General features: G+C 67.8%; 12 protein-coding genes. 9 read left to right on the forward strand and 3 right to left on the reverse strand.

The window, feature by feature from the left end; translation table 11 throughout:
- The first annotated feature begins 12 nt into the window (after positions 1–12).
- Positions 13–843: an ABC transporter substrate-binding protein gene (locus ACSFCA_RS05145; protein WP_435458838.1), complete on the forward strand. Its 831-nt coding sequence runs from the start codon at positions 13–15 to the stop codon at positions 841–843.
- On the opposite strand, the gene ACSFCA_RS05150 is transcribed toward ACSFCA_RS05145, so the two are convergent.
- Both ACSFCA_RS05150 and ACSFCA_RS05155 read right to left on the reverse strand, forming a co-directional pair.
- A complete protein-coding gene (locus tag ACSFCA_RS05150) occupies positions 840–2150 on the reverse strand; it encodes a hypothetical protein (protein WP_258350742.1) in 1311 nt (436 codons plus the stop codon). The genes ACSFCA_RS05145 and ACSFCA_RS05150 overlap by 4 nt on opposite strands.
- Positions 2151–2183: 33 nt before the next feature.
- Positions 2184–2723: a hypothetical protein gene (locus tag ACSFCA_RS05155; RefSeq protein WP_093049294.1), complete on the reverse strand. Its 540-nt coding sequence runs from the start codon at positions 2721–2723 to the stop codon at positions 2184–2186.
- Positions 2724–2889: 166 nt separating this feature from the next.
- On the opposite strand from ACSFCA_RS05155, the gene ACSFCA_RS05160 reads away from it, so the two are divergent.
- The 3 genes from ACSFCA_RS05160 (at position 2890) to ACSFCA_RS05170 (ending at position 5118) form a co-directional block, all read left to right on the forward strand.
- Positions 2890–3465 carry an RNA polymerase sigma factor gene (locus ACSFCA_RS05160; protein WP_375338407.1) on the forward strand — a complete coding sequence of 192 codons (576 nt, stop codon included), beginning with the start codon at positions 2890–2892 and terminating at the stop codon, positions 3463–3465.
- A gap of 31 nt (positions 3466–3496) precedes the next feature.
- Positions 3497–4258 (forward strand): anti-sigma factor, encoded by a 762-nt coding sequence (locus tag ACSFCA_RS05165; RefSeq protein WP_435458839.1) that lies wholly within the window; start codon positions 3497–3499, stop codon positions 4256–4258.
- A gap of 101 nt (positions 4259–4359) precedes the next feature.
- Positions 4360–5118 (forward strand): SGNH/GDSL hydrolase family protein, encoded by a 759-nt coding sequence (locus tag ACSFCA_RS05170; protein WP_258355344.1) that lies wholly within the window; start codon positions 4360–4362, stop codon positions 5116–5118.
- Between the two features lie 10 nt (positions 5119–5128).
- Here ACSFCA_RS05170 and opgC read toward each other — a convergent pair whose 3' ends face one another.
- On the reverse strand, positions 5129–6271 hold the full coding sequence (gene opgC, locus ACSFCA_RS05175) for an OpgC domain-containing protein (RefSeq protein ID WP_093049285.1): 1143 nt from the start codon (positions 6269–6271) through the stop codon (positions 5129–5131).
- Positions 6272–6536: 265 nt separating this feature from the next.
- On the opposite strand from opgC, the gene ACSFCA_RS05180 reads away from it, so the two are divergent.
- The 5 genes from ACSFCA_RS05180 (at position 6537) to ACSFCA_RS05200 (ending at position 15546) form a co-directional block, all read left to right on the forward strand.
- Positions 6537–12518: an alpha-2-macroglobulin family protein gene (locus ACSFCA_RS05180; protein WP_435459055.1), complete on the forward strand. Its 5982-nt coding sequence runs from the start codon at positions 6537–6539 to the stop codon at positions 12516–12518.
- 74 nt (positions 12519–12592) lie between these two features.
- Positions 12593–13279 (forward strand): hypothetical protein, encoded by a 687-nt coding sequence (locus ACSFCA_RS05185; RefSeq protein WP_435458840.1) that lies wholly within the window; start codon positions 12593–12595, stop codon positions 13277–13279.
- A 109-nt stretch (positions 13280–13388) separates the two neighbouring features.
- Entirely contained in the window at positions 13389–13757 is a 369-nt protein-coding gene (locus ACSFCA_RS05190; RefSeq protein WP_435458841.1) for a SnoaL-like domain-containing protein, read from the forward strand.
- A 46-nt stretch (positions 13758–13803) separates the two neighbouring features.
- Positions 13804–14721: a LysR family transcriptional regulator gene (locus tag ACSFCA_RS05195; RefSeq protein ID WP_258350748.1), complete on the forward strand. Its 918-nt coding sequence runs from the start codon at positions 13804–13806 to the stop codon at positions 14719–14721.
- 144 nt (positions 14722–14865) lie between these two features.
- The gene (locus tag ACSFCA_RS05200) at positions 14866–15546 is read left to right on the forward strand and encodes a DUF4286 family protein (RefSeq protein ID WP_258350749.1); all 681 of its coding nucleotides are present in this window, start codon (positions 14866–14868) and stop codon (positions 15544–15546) included.
- Positions 15547–15565: the final 19 nt, after the last annotated feature.

The following is a 15565-nucleotide window of genomic DNA, read 5'->3' on the forward strand; positions in this document are numbered from 1 at the left end:
AAGGAGACACGCATGAAACAGCCCGTGCTCTCCCACGCCATCGACCGCCGCGCCTTCTGCGCCGCGGGCGGACTCCTGCTGACGGGCTGCGCCGGCACCAAGGCCAGCTCGCAGGCAGCCGCGGCGGCGGAGCTCGGCGCCACCGGCAAGCTGCGCGCCGCCATCAACTTCGGCAACCCGATCCTCGCCAGCCGCGGCGCGGGTGGCGTGCCGAGCGGCGTCTCGGTGGACCTCGCGCGAGAGGCGGCGCGCCGCCTCGGCCTGGCCGTCGAGCTGGTGCAGTTCAACTCGGCCGGCAACGTGGTCGAGGCCGTCAAGGCGCGGCAGGTCGACATGGCCTTTGTCGCCATCGACCCGGTGCGCGCGGCGGACATGGAATACACCGCGCCCTACGTGATCATCGAAGGCGCCTACCTAGTCCGCAACGGCTCGCCGCTGCAGCGCAACGCCGATGTCGACCGCGCGGGAACCCGCGTCGTGGTGGGCCGCGGCAGCGCCTACGACCTGTTCCTCACGCGCGAACTGAAGGCCGCCACGCTGGTGCGCGCACCGACCTCGCCCGAGGTCACGAACCAGTTCCTGGCCCAGAACCTCGACGTGGCCGCCGGGGTAAAGCAGCAGCTTGAAGCGGATGCCGCGCGAGTGGGTGGCGTGCGCCTGCTGCCGGGCCGCTTCATGGTGATCGAGCAGGCCATGGGCGTGCCGAAGGGCCGGGTCGCCGCGCAGGCCTGGCTCAGCGATTTCGTCGAGGAGATGAAGGCGTCAGGCTTCGTGGCCGAAGCGTTGAGGCGGCACGGCATCGAGGGCGCCGCCGTGGCGCCGCGCCTCGTAGTACCGCGCTAGGCCGCCGGGGTCGGCCGCAGCAGCCAGCGCACTTCCTGCGTCTGCTCGCTGTCGGGGTAGCGCGACTCCATCGTGGTGAGGATGGGCTGCGCCATGTCGGCCCGGCCCAGGCCCTGCACCAGCGCGCGCGCTGCCAGCTCATAGGCCTGCGGGATCGCCTCGTTGCCGCGAAAGCGCTTGTCGAAGCCCGACAGCAGCGCCAGCGTGGCGTGCGCGTCGCCGTTGCGCCATTCGGCGCGCGCCATCGCGATCACCATGGCGGCATCGTCGAGCGCGAAGGCCTTGTCCTTTTCCTTGCAGGCCTTGAAGACCTTGAGCGCCTCCGAGGCCAGGTCGCGCCGCATCAGCAGCGGGATGAAGCGCCGCGCCTGGTCGAGCATCGTGTCCTTCTTGTCGGGCATCAGCGCCAGCACGCGGTGGTAGCGGCGCTGCGCCGCGAGGTCGTCGGACGCGGCCGTGCGCTGGGCCTCGTAGGCCGAGCCCAGCGCGGCCGCGAGGTCGCCCTCGGTGATCAGCTGCGCCACCTCTGCGTCCATGCGCTGCGCGGCGATCTGCTCGGGCGTGCGGCGATCGACCGTGGCGCCGTCACCCAGCTCGCTGCCCGGCACGGCGTCGAAGCCGAATGCGTCGTGGTGCTGGAACATCACGTAGCCCAGCAGGCTCGCCATGACCCAGCCGAAGTAGATGAAGGCGAAGTTGACGACCGGCAGCGCAATGCGCCCGTCGAACATCGGCAGCAGCATCGACAGCGCCACCTGCGCGCCCGTGCTCAGCAGGAACAGGAAGAAGCACAGCAGCGCATACGGCCAGCCGATGATGCGCATCGCGTCCATCACGTGGCCGGGGTTCATCGCCTGGAAGAAGCTGGCCGACTGCACCAGCACGATCACCGCCGCCGGGAAGGTGAAGGACATGACGAACAGCCCCACCGTACCCAGGATCGGCGCGTACCAGGCGAGCCAGCCGATCAGGAAGGCCTGCACCAGCGTGATCGCGAACAGCTTCCACGGCAGGTAGGTCCAGTCGTCGCTGGACTCGCGGCCGAAGTCGGCCGAATCGCGGATGCCGCGCGCGCCCAGCGCAATGATCTTGAAGCCGTAGCGGCTGGCCGCCAGCATGATGCCGACCTCGATGACGAAGAGCGCCAGCGCGTCGGGCAGGAAGAAGATCGCGTCGAAGAACAGGCTGCAGAACGACAGCAGCAGCCCGTAGGCCAGCGGCCGCATCTGGAACGGGAAAGCGAAGAAGCTGTTCAGGCGGTGCCAGAACGGCGGTGGCGGCGGCGCCGCATCCTTGATGACGATCATGGCAACGACTCCCTGATTTTTTTATGGATCCGCTTACTTGCGGAAGAAATCGCTCTGGCTCATGGCGCCGCGGCCGCCCAGGCGCACCACGGTGGCCTCCTCGGCATGCACCAGGCGCATCTGGCCCAGTTCGCTCTCCAGGCGCTGCGTGAAGCTGGTCTTGAGCTGAATGACCGACTCGCCCATCTGCAACACGCTAGTGCCCTTGACGATGGCGCTCTTGCGGTTGGGCGCCACTTCGACGGAATCGATGTGGTAGTCGTAGTCGAGGGTGAGGATGCCGCCCATCTGGTCGCCGACGCGGCGCAGGATCTCGAAAGTCTTGTGCTGCGCCTCGCAGGCTTCGTCGCGGTTGTGCGAGGTCTCCTCCGTGCGGCCCATCATGGTCGTCTTGCTGTCGATGACGGCCTTGCGGCTGAGCTGCTTGCACAGCTTGTCGGCGTCGCGGGCGGCAATGGCGCGCGCTTCCTTCTGGTAGTAGTCGCGCACCATCGGCTCGTCGAGCTTGCGACCGCCAATAAAGAAATACCACGCGCCCACGCAGAGCACGATCGCAATCGCAATTTGCTTCATTTCCCCGCTCGCGCGTGTGCGCGTCCCTCTGAATTTTGCGGGCAGTATACGTTGCCGAATGTTTCCTAAAGACTGCATCCGGCCTCAAATCGGGCCTGCGGCATGAATCCGGCCACCCGGGCGCCCCGTATATCTGGCATGTGCATCGATGCCCCACAATCCGCGGATGCCAGCTCCCAGCCCCGACGCCGAACTGATGGCGCTGATCGACCGGATCGGCCATCGCGACGAAGCCGCCCTGCGCCAGCTGTACGACCGCACCTCGCCCAGACTGATGGGCCTGGCGATGCGCGTCGTGCGGCAGCGCGAATGGGCCGAGGACGTGCTCCAGGAGGCCTTCCTGACTGTCTGGCGAGTCGCCGGCGACTATCGCGCCTCGCTCAGCCCGCCGCTCGCATGGCTCGGGCTGATCGTGCGCAGCCGGGCGCTCGACCTGCTGCGCCGCCGCACCGCCGACCGCGCCCAGCTGACCCAGGAATTCGACGAGCTCATGGCCGACCAGCTCGAATCGGACGCGCCCAACCCGGCCGACACCGCCGATGCGAGCGAGCAGGCCTGGGCTCTGCACCAGTGCCTGAGCCAGCTCGAGAGCCGCCAGCGCGAGGTGGTCAGCCTGGCCTACCTGCGCGACATGAGCCACGGCGAGCTGGCCGAACAGCTCAAGCTGCCGCTAGGCACGGTCAAGACGTGGATCCGGCGCGGGCTGGAAAAGCTGCGCGTCTGCATGGGGCGCTTTGCGTGAGAGCGATGACGACGAACAAGGCAGCCTCCCAATGAACCTTATCGCTCACCCCGAACTGCTCGAACTGCTGGCCGCGAGCCATGCGCTCGGCACCCTGCGCGGCGGTGCCCGCCGTCGTTTCGAAGCCCTGGCCCGTGAACAGGCGCCGGTGCGCGCGGCTGCGCTGGTCTGGCAAGGCCGGCTCGCGGGCATGACCGAACTGCAGCCCTCGGTCGTGCCCGACCCGGCCGTGTGGACCCGCATCCGCAACATGATCGACGCCGAGCAGTCCGCGCTCGCCATCGGACGGCAACGCGATGCCGCCAATGCCAGGGCAGACAGCAAGCCGCAGCAAGGCGGCTGGCTGCGCAGCCTCGCGCTGTGGCGCGGCGCCACCGCCGCCGGCGCGCTGGCCACGGTGCTGGCCGTGGCGGTCGGCCTGAACCTGCGCGACCAGCTGCACAACGCCCCGGCGGTGCAGTACGTGGCCGTGCTGAGCGACGACAAGGACGCAGCCTCGATGCTCGTGACCTTCGACCCCAAGAAGAAGCAGCTGGTGCTTCAGCGCGTGGGCGGCTTCAATGAAGGCAACGACAAGTCGCTGCAGCTCTGGGCCCTGCCGCCGGGCGGCGCGCCGCGATCGCTGGGTGTGCTCGACAACGCCCCGGGCCTGCGCCTCGCGGCATCGGAGTCCGATGTGCATGCCGTGCCTGCGCTGGCCATCACGCTCGAAGCCAAGGGCGGCGTCCCGCCGGGTAGCGGGCCGAAAGGACCGGTCCTGTTCAAGGGCGCGCTCATCGAGAAAACCATCTAGGCGAGACTCGGCTGTCAACGATCACGGCCCCTGGGGCGTCGTGATGGAAAATCCGCCTACCGCTCGCTCCCCGCCCTTCTTCCGTTCTTCCGATGCATTCGATGAAAACCGCGCTGGCCGCGATCGCCCTGCTCGCCGCAGCGCTCACAGCGCACGCCCAGTCCAGCTTCTTCCCCCAGGAATCCGAGACGGCCGCCGCCGAGGCCGCGACCGCCCGCGACTACCTGGCCGCCAAGGACCGCTGGCACAACGAGCTCGCGGCCTTCGCGCGCGCCGACCAGGAGCGCTTTCCGGCGCCCGGCGGCGTGGTGTTCGTCGGCAGTTCCACGGTGCGCATGTGGACGCGCCTCTCACAAGACTTCGCGCGCGTGCCCGGCGGCGTGATCAACCGCGGCTTCGGCGGCTCGACGCTGCAAGACTGCAGCCTGTTCGCGCGCGACTTGGTGGTGCGCTACAAGCCGCGGCAGGTGATGGTCTATGCCGGCGACAACGACCTGGCCGAGGGCCGCACGCCGCTGCAGGTGCTCGACAGCTTCGCGCGCTTTGCCAACGCGGTGCGCGCCGAGCTGCCGGATGCGCGCATCAGCTTCATCTCGGTCAAGCCCAGCCCCTCGCGCGAGCAGCTGATGCCGCAGATCCGCGAGACCAACCACGTGATCTCGGCCTACCTGAACCTGCTGCCCAACAGCGAGTTCATCGACATCTACACGCCGATGCTCGGTGCGGATGGACGCCCGCGCATGGAGCTGTTCCGTGGCGACAGGCTGCACATGACGGACGAGGGCTATCGCCTCTGGCATTCGGTGATCGCGCCGCATCTGCCCGTTCCGCCCGCGCCGCCGACGGCCAGCCTGCCCTGAACCTGGGCGCTCAGGCCGGCGCGGGCTCCGACGGCACGTCGTCCGCCGGCGGCGGAACGTCCGCCCCGCGCGTGAAACGCGCCACGAAATACATCCCCGAGAACACCGCCAGCAGCAGCAGGCCGTCGCCCCACCACGGCCGTGCCGTCTGGCTGTCGCCGTAGAAAGCCAGCACCAGCAGCACCGCCACCAGGTGCGCACAGAACACCGGCAGCGAGGCCGAGCCCATCGCCTCCAGCCAGCGTAGCCGCGGAATCCGGCGCATCAGCCACGGCCCGAAGCGCACCGCCAGGATGCCCAGCGCCACCAGGTTCACCAGCCGCAGCGGCCCGAGCTGCCATTTGTCGAACAACAGGTTCAGCTCCACGTCGCCACCGAACGGCGCCTGCCCGTTGATGCCGGTGTGGCGCCAGTAGACGCCGTACAGCGCGATGCCCGCCGCCAGCACCAGCAGCCACGCCGGAAAACGCAGCGGCCGGGCTTCCGGCCCGTTGCGGGTGGCGCCGATGCACAGCCCCGCGAACCACAAAAACTGCCAGGCATAGGTGTTGAACGCGCCCATCTCGTGGAACGGCACCGGCACGCCCAGGTAGCGCTCAGCCAGCCCGTAGACCCATTCGCTGAGCCCGAACTGCGCCGCCGCCCACACGGTCGCGCTCGCCACCATCACCCAGGTCCAACCGTGGCGCATGGCGAAGGCCAGCACCCACGGACTCAAAAGCATGAAAAAGATGTACATCGGCAGGATATCGAGCAGCGCCGGCTCGTAGATGAGCAGCAGCCCGAACAGAAAGCCCTCTCGCGGCTCCGCCAGGTAGTACGACACCAGGTTCTTCACGGCCGGCTGGTCGATGTGCAGCCCCACCGCCGCGATCACCGTGAACAGGAACAGCAAGATCGCCGCCTGGCACAGGTAAACCTTGAGCACGCGCCGCCAGAAGGCCTGGCGCATCGAATCGACCCCGCGCAGGTAGCCGATGCGGCTGTACACCAGCCCGGCCACGAAGGCCGACAACAGCACAAAGCCCTCGGCGGCAGAAACGAAGCCAAAGGGCTGGCCCAACGGATCGGTCAGCCGGGTGGGAAGGTGGGTGACGGTCATCAGCACGAGCATCAGCCCGCGCAAGGCGTCTATTTCCCAGTAGCGTTTCATCGGTCGGCGGCGAGGTCTTGGTGGCGGTCCGCGCGGCGCACGCACGACAGCGGCTGATTGTAAGAAGGCCGGTGTAAAGACGTTTCGGAGCGCATACGAATGACACCGTCGGCGTGAGCGCGCCTCCGAACAGCGCCGACGGCCTATGACTGTTGGCACTGCCGAAGCGTCGCGCAAATCGGCTACGCTGCGCGCTGCCTCAAGGTGGAGATACAAAAAAGTGAACCGTTTCCTTCCAACATTGCTCCTGGCCGGTGGCGTCCTCATGGCCGGCCCGGGCTTTGCCCTCCAGATCACCAGCCTCACGCCCCAGGGCGAGGTCGCGCGCGTACGCCAGGTCGTCGCCAAGTTCGACCAGGCCGCCGTCAACTTCGGTGACCCCAAGGCCCCCGCCCCGCTCACGGTGAGCTGCACCGACGCGCAGGCCGCCAAGGGCACCGGCCGCTGGACCGACGCCAAGGCCTGGGTCTACGACTTCGAGAACGACCTGCCGCCCGGCGTGCGCTGCACGGTCACCCGCATTCCCACCTTCAAGCCCGCCAGCGGCGAGCTGACCGGCCCCGAGCGCTACCAGTTCAACACCGGCGGCCCCTTCGTGCGCAACTACATGCCGGGCAGCTACAGCCGCATCGACGAACAGCAGATGTTCATGCTCGAGCTCAACGGCGCGGCCACGCTCGACAGCGTGCGCCAGAACATCTGGTGCGCGGCCGACGGCGTGGGCGAGCGCATTCCCGTCAAGCTGCTCGACGGCGAACAGCGCGCAGGCCTCCTCAAGGCCTTCGGCCGCGACAAGGCGGCCGAGAAAGACCCGCTGCGCTTCGTCACGATGCAGTGCAACCGCACGCTGACGCCCGGCGCCAAGGTGCAGGTCGTCTACGGCAAGGGCGTGGCCACGCCTTCCGGTGTGCCCAACAACGTGGAGCGCCGCCTCGACTTCCAGGTGCGCGAGCCCTTCGCCGTCTCGTTTACCTGCGAGCGAGAGAACGCGCAGGCTGCCTGCCTGCCGCTGCGCCCGATGCAGCTGACGTTCAATGCACCGGTCACGCGCAAGCTAGCCGCGCAGATCCAGCTCAAGGGCGACAAGACCATCAAGGCCAAGCTCGAGAACGAGGGCGGCGCGCAGAGCGACGATGACGTGGTCAACGGCGTGAGCTTCGAGCCGCCGCTGGCCGAGAGCACGCAGTACAGCATCGAGCTGCCCTCGAAGTTCGAAGACGCCTCGGGCCGACCGCTGGCCTCGCCCGGCACCTTCCCGCTGAAGGTGGCGACCGGCATGATGCCGCCGCTCGCAAAGTTCGCCGCCTCGCCCTTCGGCGTGGTCGAGCGACTGGCCGAGCCCGACACCCCGGCCATGATGCCGGTCACCGTGCGCCGCGTGGAGCCGAAGCTGTTGGTGAACGCCCTCACGCCCGGCAAGGTGAGCGACATGAACCCGAAGACCGACGCGGAAATCATCGGGTGGTTCCGCAAGGTGCGCCGCTACGACAGCTTCACCATCTCGCGCGAGCAAGCCCGCAAGGACGTGAAGGGCCCGCTGCCCCCGGTCATCGACAAGGACGACCGCACCACGCTGCAGACCCGCATGCTGTCGCTGCTGGCGGGCCAGCAGGGCGTGAAGGCGCTCGACATGCCCAAGTCGGACGCGGGCGATCCGCGCCCCTTCGAAGTCATCGGCATTCCGCTGACTCCCGGCTTCCACGTGCTTGAAATCGCCTCGCAGAAACTCGGCGAGGCGCTGCTCGACGAGCGCTACAACGCCGGCCGCACGATGTACGTGCGCACCACCGCGCTGGCCACCAACCTGGCCGTGCACTTCAAGCTGGGCCGCGAGAACTCGATGGCCTGGGTGACCACGCTCGACAAGGGCAAGGTCGTGGCCGGCGCCGAAGTGCGCGTGTCCGGCTGCGACGGCAAGGCCGTGGCCAGCGGCACCACCGACGCGAACGGCATCGTCATGCTGAATGGCGTGTCGCCGCAGCCGCCGTCGTGCAACGGCCCGAACGAATACGAAACGGGCGCCTGGTTCGTCAGCGCCCGCGCCAAGGACGACAAGGGCGTGGAAGACCTCGCCTTCACCTGGAGCGACTGGCAGCGCGGCATCGAGCCCTGGCGCTTCAACGTGCCGACCAACATGCAGGCCGAGCCCGACCGCATCGCCCACACCATCTTCGACCGCACGCTGCTGCGCGCCGGCGAAACGGTGTCGATGAAGAGCCTGATCCGCACCCAGACCAACAAGGGCTTCGGCCTGCCGGAGAACCGGCCCGACACCCTCGTCATTACCCACACGGGCAGCGGCCAGCGCTTCACGCAGCCGCTGAACTGGCGCAAGACCGCCACCGGCGGCCTGAGCGCGGAGAACACATTCCCCATTCCGCCCGCGGCCAAGCTCGGCGTGTACGAGGTGATGCTGCGCACCGGCAAAGGCAAGGACGCCAACGGAGAAGGCGAGTCCGACGGCGACGAGGACTACGCCCGCAGCTTCAGCACCGGCATGTTCCGCGTCGAGGAATTCCGCCTGCCCGTGCTCGAAGGCCGCATCACGCCCACCGAGAAGAAGCCGCTGGTAGCAGCCACCAGCGTGCCGACCGACGTGCAGATCAACTACGTGGCCGGTGGCGGCGCAGCCAACCTGCCGGTGCGCGTGTCGGCCATGGTGCGCGGCAAGGCCCTGAGCTTCTCCGACTACGACGCCTTCAGCTTCAACCCGCCGCGCGCTACGCCGGGCGACGGCACCGAGGCCGCCACCCCGGCCGCGGACACGAGCGCCGGCGAGGAAGACCTCAACAGCGTGAACGACACCCGCGTGATCGCCGACAAGCTGCCGCTCACGCTGAACAAGGACGGCGGCGGCAAGGTCACGATCGACAAGGTGCCCAAGGTCAAGGCCGCGCGCGAGCTGCTGCTCGAAGCCACGTACGCCGACCCGAACGGCGAGGTGCAGACCATCCGCAGCACGCAGACGTTGTGGCCCGCATCCGTCATCGCCGGCATCAAGACCGAGGGCTGGGTTTCCACCGCCCAGAAGCTGAAGTTCCAGGCGCTCGCACTCGACCTCGCGGGCAAGCCCCAGGCCAACGTGACGCTCAACGTGCGTGCCGTGGCGCGCATCACCACCACCAGCCGCAAGCGCATGGTGGGCGGCTTCTACACCTACGACAACAAGACCGAAACCAAAGACATCGGCACCGTCTGCAGCGGCAAGAGCGACGCGCGCGGCCTGCTGCTGTGCGAGTCTGAGCTGAAGGAAGCCGGCGAAGTCGAACTCATCGCCAGCGCCACCGACAGCGAAGGCCGCGACGCCAAGGCCGTGAGCTCCGTCTACGTGACGAAGCAGGGCGAGCTCTGGTTCGGCGGCGAAGACAACGACCGCATCGACGTGCTGCCCGAGAAGAAGAGCTACCAGCCCGGCGAAGTCGCCAAGTTCCAGGTGCGCAGCCCCTTCCGCTTTGCCACCGCACTGGTCGCGGTGGAACGCGAAGGCATCATCGAGACGCACGTGGTGCAGCTCGACGGCAAGGACCCAACCGTCACCCTGCAAGTCAAGCCCGAGTGGGGCCCGAACGCCTACGTGAGCGTGCTCGCCCTGCGCGGCCGCCTGCGCGAAGTGCCGTGGTACAGCTTCTTCACCTGGGGCTTCAAGTCGCCGCGCGAGTGGTGGACGGCCTTCTGGTACGAAGGCAAGGAATACGTGGCGCCGACCGCCATGGTCGACCTGAGCAAGCCCGCCTACCGCCTCGGCATGGCCGAGATTCGCGTCGGCACGCGCGCCCATCAGCTCGACGTGACCGTCACCAGCGACAAGCCCAGCTACCCGATCCGCAGCAAGGCGCAGGTCACCATCAGCGCCAAGCTGCCCGACGGCAAGCCGGCGGCAGGCGCCGAAGTGGCGCTGGCCGCAGTCGACCAGGCCCTGCTGGAGCTGATGCCCAACGACAGCTGGAACCTGCTCAACGCCATGCTGCAACGCCGCAGCTGGGGCGTGAGCACCTCTACCGCGCAGATGGAAATCGTCGGCCGGCGCCACTACGGGCGCAAGGCCGTGCCCGCGGGCGGCGGCGGCGGCAAGGGCCAGACGCGCGAGCTGCTCGACACCCTGCTCGTGTGGAACCCGAAGGTGGTGCTCGATGCCAACGGCCAGGCCGTGGTGACGGTGCCGCTGAACGACGCGCTCACCACCTTCAAGATCGTGGCGGTGGCCGATTCAGGCACCAGCCTGTTCGGCACCGGCCAGGCCAGCATCCAGGCCACACAAGATCTGCAGATCATCAGCGGCCTGCCGCCGCTGGTGCGCGAGGACGACCAGTTCCGCGCGCAGATCACGCTGCGCAACACCACGCAGAAGCCGATGAAGGTCGAGGCCACGCCGCGCGCCACCCTGCTCACGCTGGAGCCGCAGACCGTGGACATCCCGGCCGGCGAGGCGCGTGAAGTGGCCTGGACCGTGACCGCGCCCGCACAGCTCGCGCAGACGCGCGCCGAAGCCATCCTGTGGGAGATCGAGGCGAAAGACATCATCGGCGGCGCGCAAGGTGCGAGAGATGCGCTCAAGGTACGCCAGCGCATCGTGCCTTCGGTGCCGCTCACGGTGCAGCAGGCCACGCTGTTGCAGGTTGATGGACCATTCACGCTCGACGTGGCCCCGCCCGCCGACGCCCTCCCCGGCCGCGGCGGCCTCAAGCTGTCTCTGCAGCCCAAGCTGGCCGAAGGCCTGCCGGGCGTGCGGGACTGGTTCGCGAACTACCCCTTCATCTGCCTCGAACAGAAGACCAGCAAGTCGGTCGGCCTGCGCGACGCGAAGATGTGGCAGGGTGTGCTGGCCCAGTTGCCGACCTACCTCGACAGCGACGGCCTGGCCAACTACTTCCCGCCGCGCGACGGCGAGGCCAACCGCGGCAGCGACATCCTCACTTCGTACCTGCTCGCGGCGACGAACGAGGCTGCGCAGCTCAACCCGGCCTTTGCGCTGGCAGACGACGTGCGCGCGCCGATGGAGTCGGGCCTGATCGCCTTCGTCGAAGGCCGCATCACGCGCGAGTTCTGGAGCCCGCGCAAGGACCTCGACGTGCGCAAGCTCGCCGCGCTCGAAGCGCTCTCGCGCTACGGCAAGGCAAAGGGCAGCATGCTCGGCAGCATCACCATCGCGCCGAACCAGTGGCCCACCAGCGCGGTGATCGACTGGCTCAACATCCTCAAGCGCGTGAACGACGTGCCGCAGCGCCAGCAACGCCTGGACGAAGCCAACAACGTGCTGAAGGCGCGCCTCTCGTACCAGGGCACCAAGCTGATCTTCAGCACCGAGCAGGACGACTACTGGTGGTGGCTGATGACGAATGGCGACGTCAACACCGCCCGCCTGCTGCTCAGCGTGATGGACGACCCGAGCTGGAAGGACGACATCGGCAAGCTCGCCAACGGCTTCATCGGCCGTCAGCAGAACGGCGCATGGCACACCACCACCGCCAACCTGTGGGGCGGACTGGCGCTGGAGAAATTCAGCAAGGTGTTCGAGAGCACGCCGGTGGCAGGCGTCACGGCCGCAACGCTCGGCGCCGTCAAGGCTCAGGTCAACTGGAGCCAGGTCGAACGCGTGAAGACCAGCGACCCGGCCGGCGCACCGAACCAGACCACCTTCTTCGGCGCGCCCGCTTCGCCGGGCAACCTGAAGAACAACACGATGTTCCTGCCGTGGGCTGCATCGCCATCAGGCGCACCGGTGCGCGACACCCTGCTGGTAACGCAGCAGGGCACCGGCAAGCCGTGGCTCACGCTGCAGTCGATTGCCGCCGTGCAGCTGAAGGCGCCGTTCGCGGCCGGCTACGCCATCAAGAAGACCATCACGCCGGTCGAGCAGGCCACCGCCGGCAAATACACGCGCGGCGACGTGCTGCGCGTAACGCTGGAGGTGAACGCCAGCACCGACATGACCTGGGTCGTCATCAGCGACCCGATTCCTGGCGGTGCCACCATCCTCGGCGGCGGCCTCGGCCGCGACTCGCAGATCGCCACCCAGGGCGAGAAGAAGTCGGGCGCCGGCTGGGCGGCCTTCGAAGAACGCAGCTTCGAAGCCTTCCGCAGCTACTACGAGTACCTGCCCAAGGGCGTGGTGAAGATGGAATACACCGTGCGCCTGAACAACGTCGGCGACTTCGCTCTGCCCCCGAGCCGCGTCGAGGCGATGTATGCGCCGGAGATGTTCGGCGAGGCGCCGAATGCGCGGGTGAAGGTGGAGGCGGCGAAGTAACAATTTAGCGGTCATCGCTTCTTCACCGGCGGTCGTCACCATCGCGGCGAACCAACAACCTGGAGGAAAAGATCATGGGTCTGGCTGTCTGTGTCGGCATGCTCGCCGAATTGCTCGAGGACGATCCCGAAAGCGCCGAGGGCTTCGAGGAGGAACTGGCCGAAGCCAACCGCGTGCTGGCCGCCGCGGGGCTTCCCCAGCACACGGAGCCGCGCGAGCCGCTGGAGCTCGACTCGCGCGCTTCGATCGACGGCTTCCCGTACTCCTTCATCCACTACCTGCGCCGCGCCTACGCCCACCGCCTGCTGGCGCCCGACTGGGTGGCAACACCGCTGCCGGACGACGTCGATCCCACGGCGGACCCGAAGATCCAGGCCCTGCTCGACGGCTCGGCGAGCCACCTGCTGTGCCATTCGGATGCAGAAGGCTTCTACGTTCCTGTCGATTTCAAGGATGTGCTGTTCGACGGAGATGACAGCTGCGAGGAGGACGGCGAAGACGAGGAGGGTGAAGAAAAGGAAACCGGCCTTCCTGGCGGCATGCTCGGCTCGTCCTACCGCCTGCTCGAAGAACTCGTGTTCGTGGCCCCGGCCCTGGGCATCCACCTCGACAACGGCAAGCTCTCGGACGAGGAAGCGGAACGCATCGACGCGCTGATCGAGGAAGACGGTGGCCTGTATCGGGAATACGTGTCGTGGCTGCTGCTGTACGAATCTGCTCGGCTGAGCATTGCGCACAAAGCGGCGATTGTTTTCTGCTGAGGCCGTCACTGAACCCCGGCTGACCGCGACACAGGCAGTGTTGAACGCCCTCTGACGCGCCCATCGGCCTAAACTGCCTTCCCACTCCCCCCTTCCTCAGGAGACAACCATGACCACGCTCGAAATCGCGAACAAGCTCGTCGCGCTGTGCAGAGAAGGAAAGTTCGAGGACGCGAAATCGCTCTACGCCGATGACGCGGTGAGCGTCGAGGCGGGCGCCCCGTCCGGGCAGCAGCGCGAAGCCGTCGGCCTGGCGGCCATCGAGGCCAAGGGCAAGTGGTGGAGCGACAACCACGAAGTGCATTCGTTCAAGATCACCGGCCCCTGGCCGCATGACGACCGCTTCATCGTCGGCTTCGATTTCGACGTGACCATGAAGCCCACGGGCCAGCGCTTCCAGATGGAAGAAGCAGGCCTCTACACCGTGAAGGACGGGGCCATCGTGCGAGAAGAGTTCTTCTATTCGATGGGAGGCTGAGGCGCCCCGGGGCACGAACACCGGCAAAATGCCCGCAGGTGCCCCCATGAACACACGATTTGTAGAAGCCTTTCTCTGGGCCGCACGGCTCGGCAGCTTCCGCGCGGCGAGCGACCGGCTCCACATCACGCAGGCGGCGGTGTCCAACCGCGTGGCCTCCCTCGAAGAAGACATCGGCGCGCGCCTGTTCGAACGCGATGCACGCGAGTTGCGGCTCACGCCGGTGGGCGTGCGGCTGATGGACTACGGCGAGCGGCTGCTCGAGCTGCGCCGCGAGATCGTCTCGCTCGGCCGTCCGCGCGGCGACATCCTAGGTCTGGTGCGCATCGGCGCCATCGAGACCGTCGTCCACACGTGGCTGCTGGGCTTTCTCACCAACCTGCGCTCCACCTACCCGGGCATCGAGGTGCAGCTGACCTCCGAGACCACGCTGGCCCTGCACCGCGGCCTGCGCGAGGGCGCGCTCGACATCGCGCTGCAGACCGACCACATCGCCGGCGCGGGCATCGTGAGCACCCCCTGCCTGCCGATGCCCATGGGCTGGGTCGGGCCACCCGGCGCCGAGCCCACGCAGACCGTCGAGCAGTTGCTGCGCCAGCCCGTGCTCACGATGAGCCCCGGCTCGCAGCCGCACGAAGCGCTGAAGAACCTGTTTCGCGCGGCGGGCATTCCGCTGGGCAAGGTGCACTGCGTGAGCTCGATCTCTGCCTTGGCGCGACTGGTGAAGGCGGGCTTCGGCAACGCAATGGTGCCGCTGCCGCCCTGCTATGAATATGTGGCCATCGGCGACGTGCGGATCATCGAGTGCGATGCGCTCATCTCGCCCCAGCGCATCGTGGTGAGCCACCTCGAAGCCGCCGACTCCGACGCCATCCGGCTCGTGGCCGAGCTGGCGTGCCGGGCTTCCGACCAGTTCACCACGTCGGCAATCGCACCAACCTGGAGCGCATCGGCAGAGGGTTAACCCTCAAAACAGCGCATTTCAGCCCCGAAAAGGGGCCAGTAATTCTTGTGGCTGCAGCCCAGAAAAACTCGTTTGTGACAGTTCGCCCCCGCGACGGAAGATCGCGCCTTCATTTTTCGAAGGCCCGCCTGCTCTTCCGCCGCCATGAACACACCTGACCTTTCTTTCCCCGCAGCGAACGCGAACGGCCTGCTGTTCGTCGCTTCCGATGTCGAGCCGGCCGACGATGCCGACTTCAACCGCTGGTACGACCAGGAGCACGTCGAAGAACGCGTGCGCATCCCCGGCTTTCTCTCGGGCGCGCGCTACTTCTCGCTCGAGGGTGGCCGCAAGTACCTCGGGCTGTACCGCACCGAATCGCTGGCGGTGTTCGGTTCGCCCGGCTACCGCGCCGCGTTCGAGAAGCAGACGCCGTGGTCCATCGCCAACCTCGACCGTATGCGCCAGCCGATCCGTCGCGTCTGCGCCGTGCGCGCCGTCACAGGCTTCGGTAGCGGTAGCCACGTGGTCGTGCTGCCCCTGCCGGTGGCCGCCGATGCCGAAGCGCTGGTGGCAAGCGCCGCCCGCACCGGCCTTCAGCTGAAGAAAGAGCAGGCAGGCTTCGTGCAGTCATACCTGCTCGTACCCGACACCGCGCTCAGCACGCCGCTGCCGCGCGAATCCACCGAAGGCCGCGTGCTGCAGCCGCTGCTGGTGATCGAGACCAGCAGCGCCGACGCCGCGCGCACCGCGCGTGCCACGGCCGCCACCGCTTTCGATGCCGATCCCGCCACCGGCTGGCTGCTCGCTCTCGGCTGGAAGCTGAGCGCGGCCGAGCTGGGCTGACCCGACTTCCATCTCTTTC

The sequence above is a fragment of the Variovorax multivorans genome, assembly GCF_051216835.1.
Classification (GTDB): Bacteria; Pseudomonadota; Gammaproteobacteria; order Burkholderiales; family Burkholderiaceae_C; genus Variovorax.

What these genes read in the sequence shown, in the direction of transcription:
- ACSFCA_RS05145 (WP_435458838.1), top strand. Translation starts at nt 13, where the DNA reads ATGAAACAGCCCGTGCTCTCCCACGCCATCGACCGCCGCGCCTTCTGC.
- ACSFCA_RS05150 (WP_258350742.1), bottom strand. Translation starts at nt 2,150, where the DNA reads ATGATCGTCATCAAGGATGCGGCGCCGCCGCCACCGCCGTTCTGGCAC.
- ACSFCA_RS05155 (WP_093049294.1), bottom strand. Translation starts at nt 2,723, where the DNA reads ATGAAGCAAATTGCGATTGCGATCGTGCTCTGCGTGGGCGCGTGGTAT.
- ACSFCA_RS05160 (WP_375338407.1), top strand. Translation starts at nt 2,890, where the DNA reads ATGCCAGCTCCCAGCCCCGACGCCGAACTGATGGCGCTGATCGACCGG.
- ACSFCA_RS05165 (WP_435458839.1), top strand. Translation starts at nt 3,497, where the DNA reads ATGAACCTTATCGCTCACCCCGAACTGCTCGAACTGCTGGCCGCGAGC.
- ACSFCA_RS05170 (WP_258355344.1), top strand. Translation starts at nt 4,360, where the DNA reads ATGAAAACCGCGCTGGCCGCGATCGCCCTGCTCGCCGCAGCGCTCACA.
- opgC (WP_093049285.1), bottom strand. Translation starts at nt 6,271, where the DNA reads ATGAAACGCTACTGGGAAATAGACGCCTTGCGCGGGCTGATGCTCGTG.
- ACSFCA_RS05180 (WP_435459055.1), top strand. Translation starts at nt 6,537, where the DNA reads ATGGCCGGCCCGGGCTTTGCCCTCCAGATCACCAGCCTCACGCCCCAG.
- ACSFCA_RS05185 (WP_435458840.1), top strand. Translation starts at nt 12,593, where the DNA reads ATGGGTCTGGCTGTCTGTGTCGGCATGCTCGCCGAATTGCTCGAGGAC.
- ACSFCA_RS05190 (WP_435458841.1), top strand. Translation starts at nt 13,389, where the DNA reads ATGACCACGCTCGAAATCGCGAACAAGCTCGTCGCGCTGTGCAGAGAA.
- ACSFCA_RS05195 (WP_258350748.1), top strand. Translation starts at nt 13,804, where the DNA reads ATGAACACACGATTTGTAGAAGCCTTTCTCTGGGCCGCACGGCTCGGC.
- ACSFCA_RS05200 (WP_258350749.1), top strand. Translation starts at nt 14,866, where the DNA reads ATGAACACACCTGACCTTTCTTTCCCCGCAGCGAACGCGAACGGCCTG.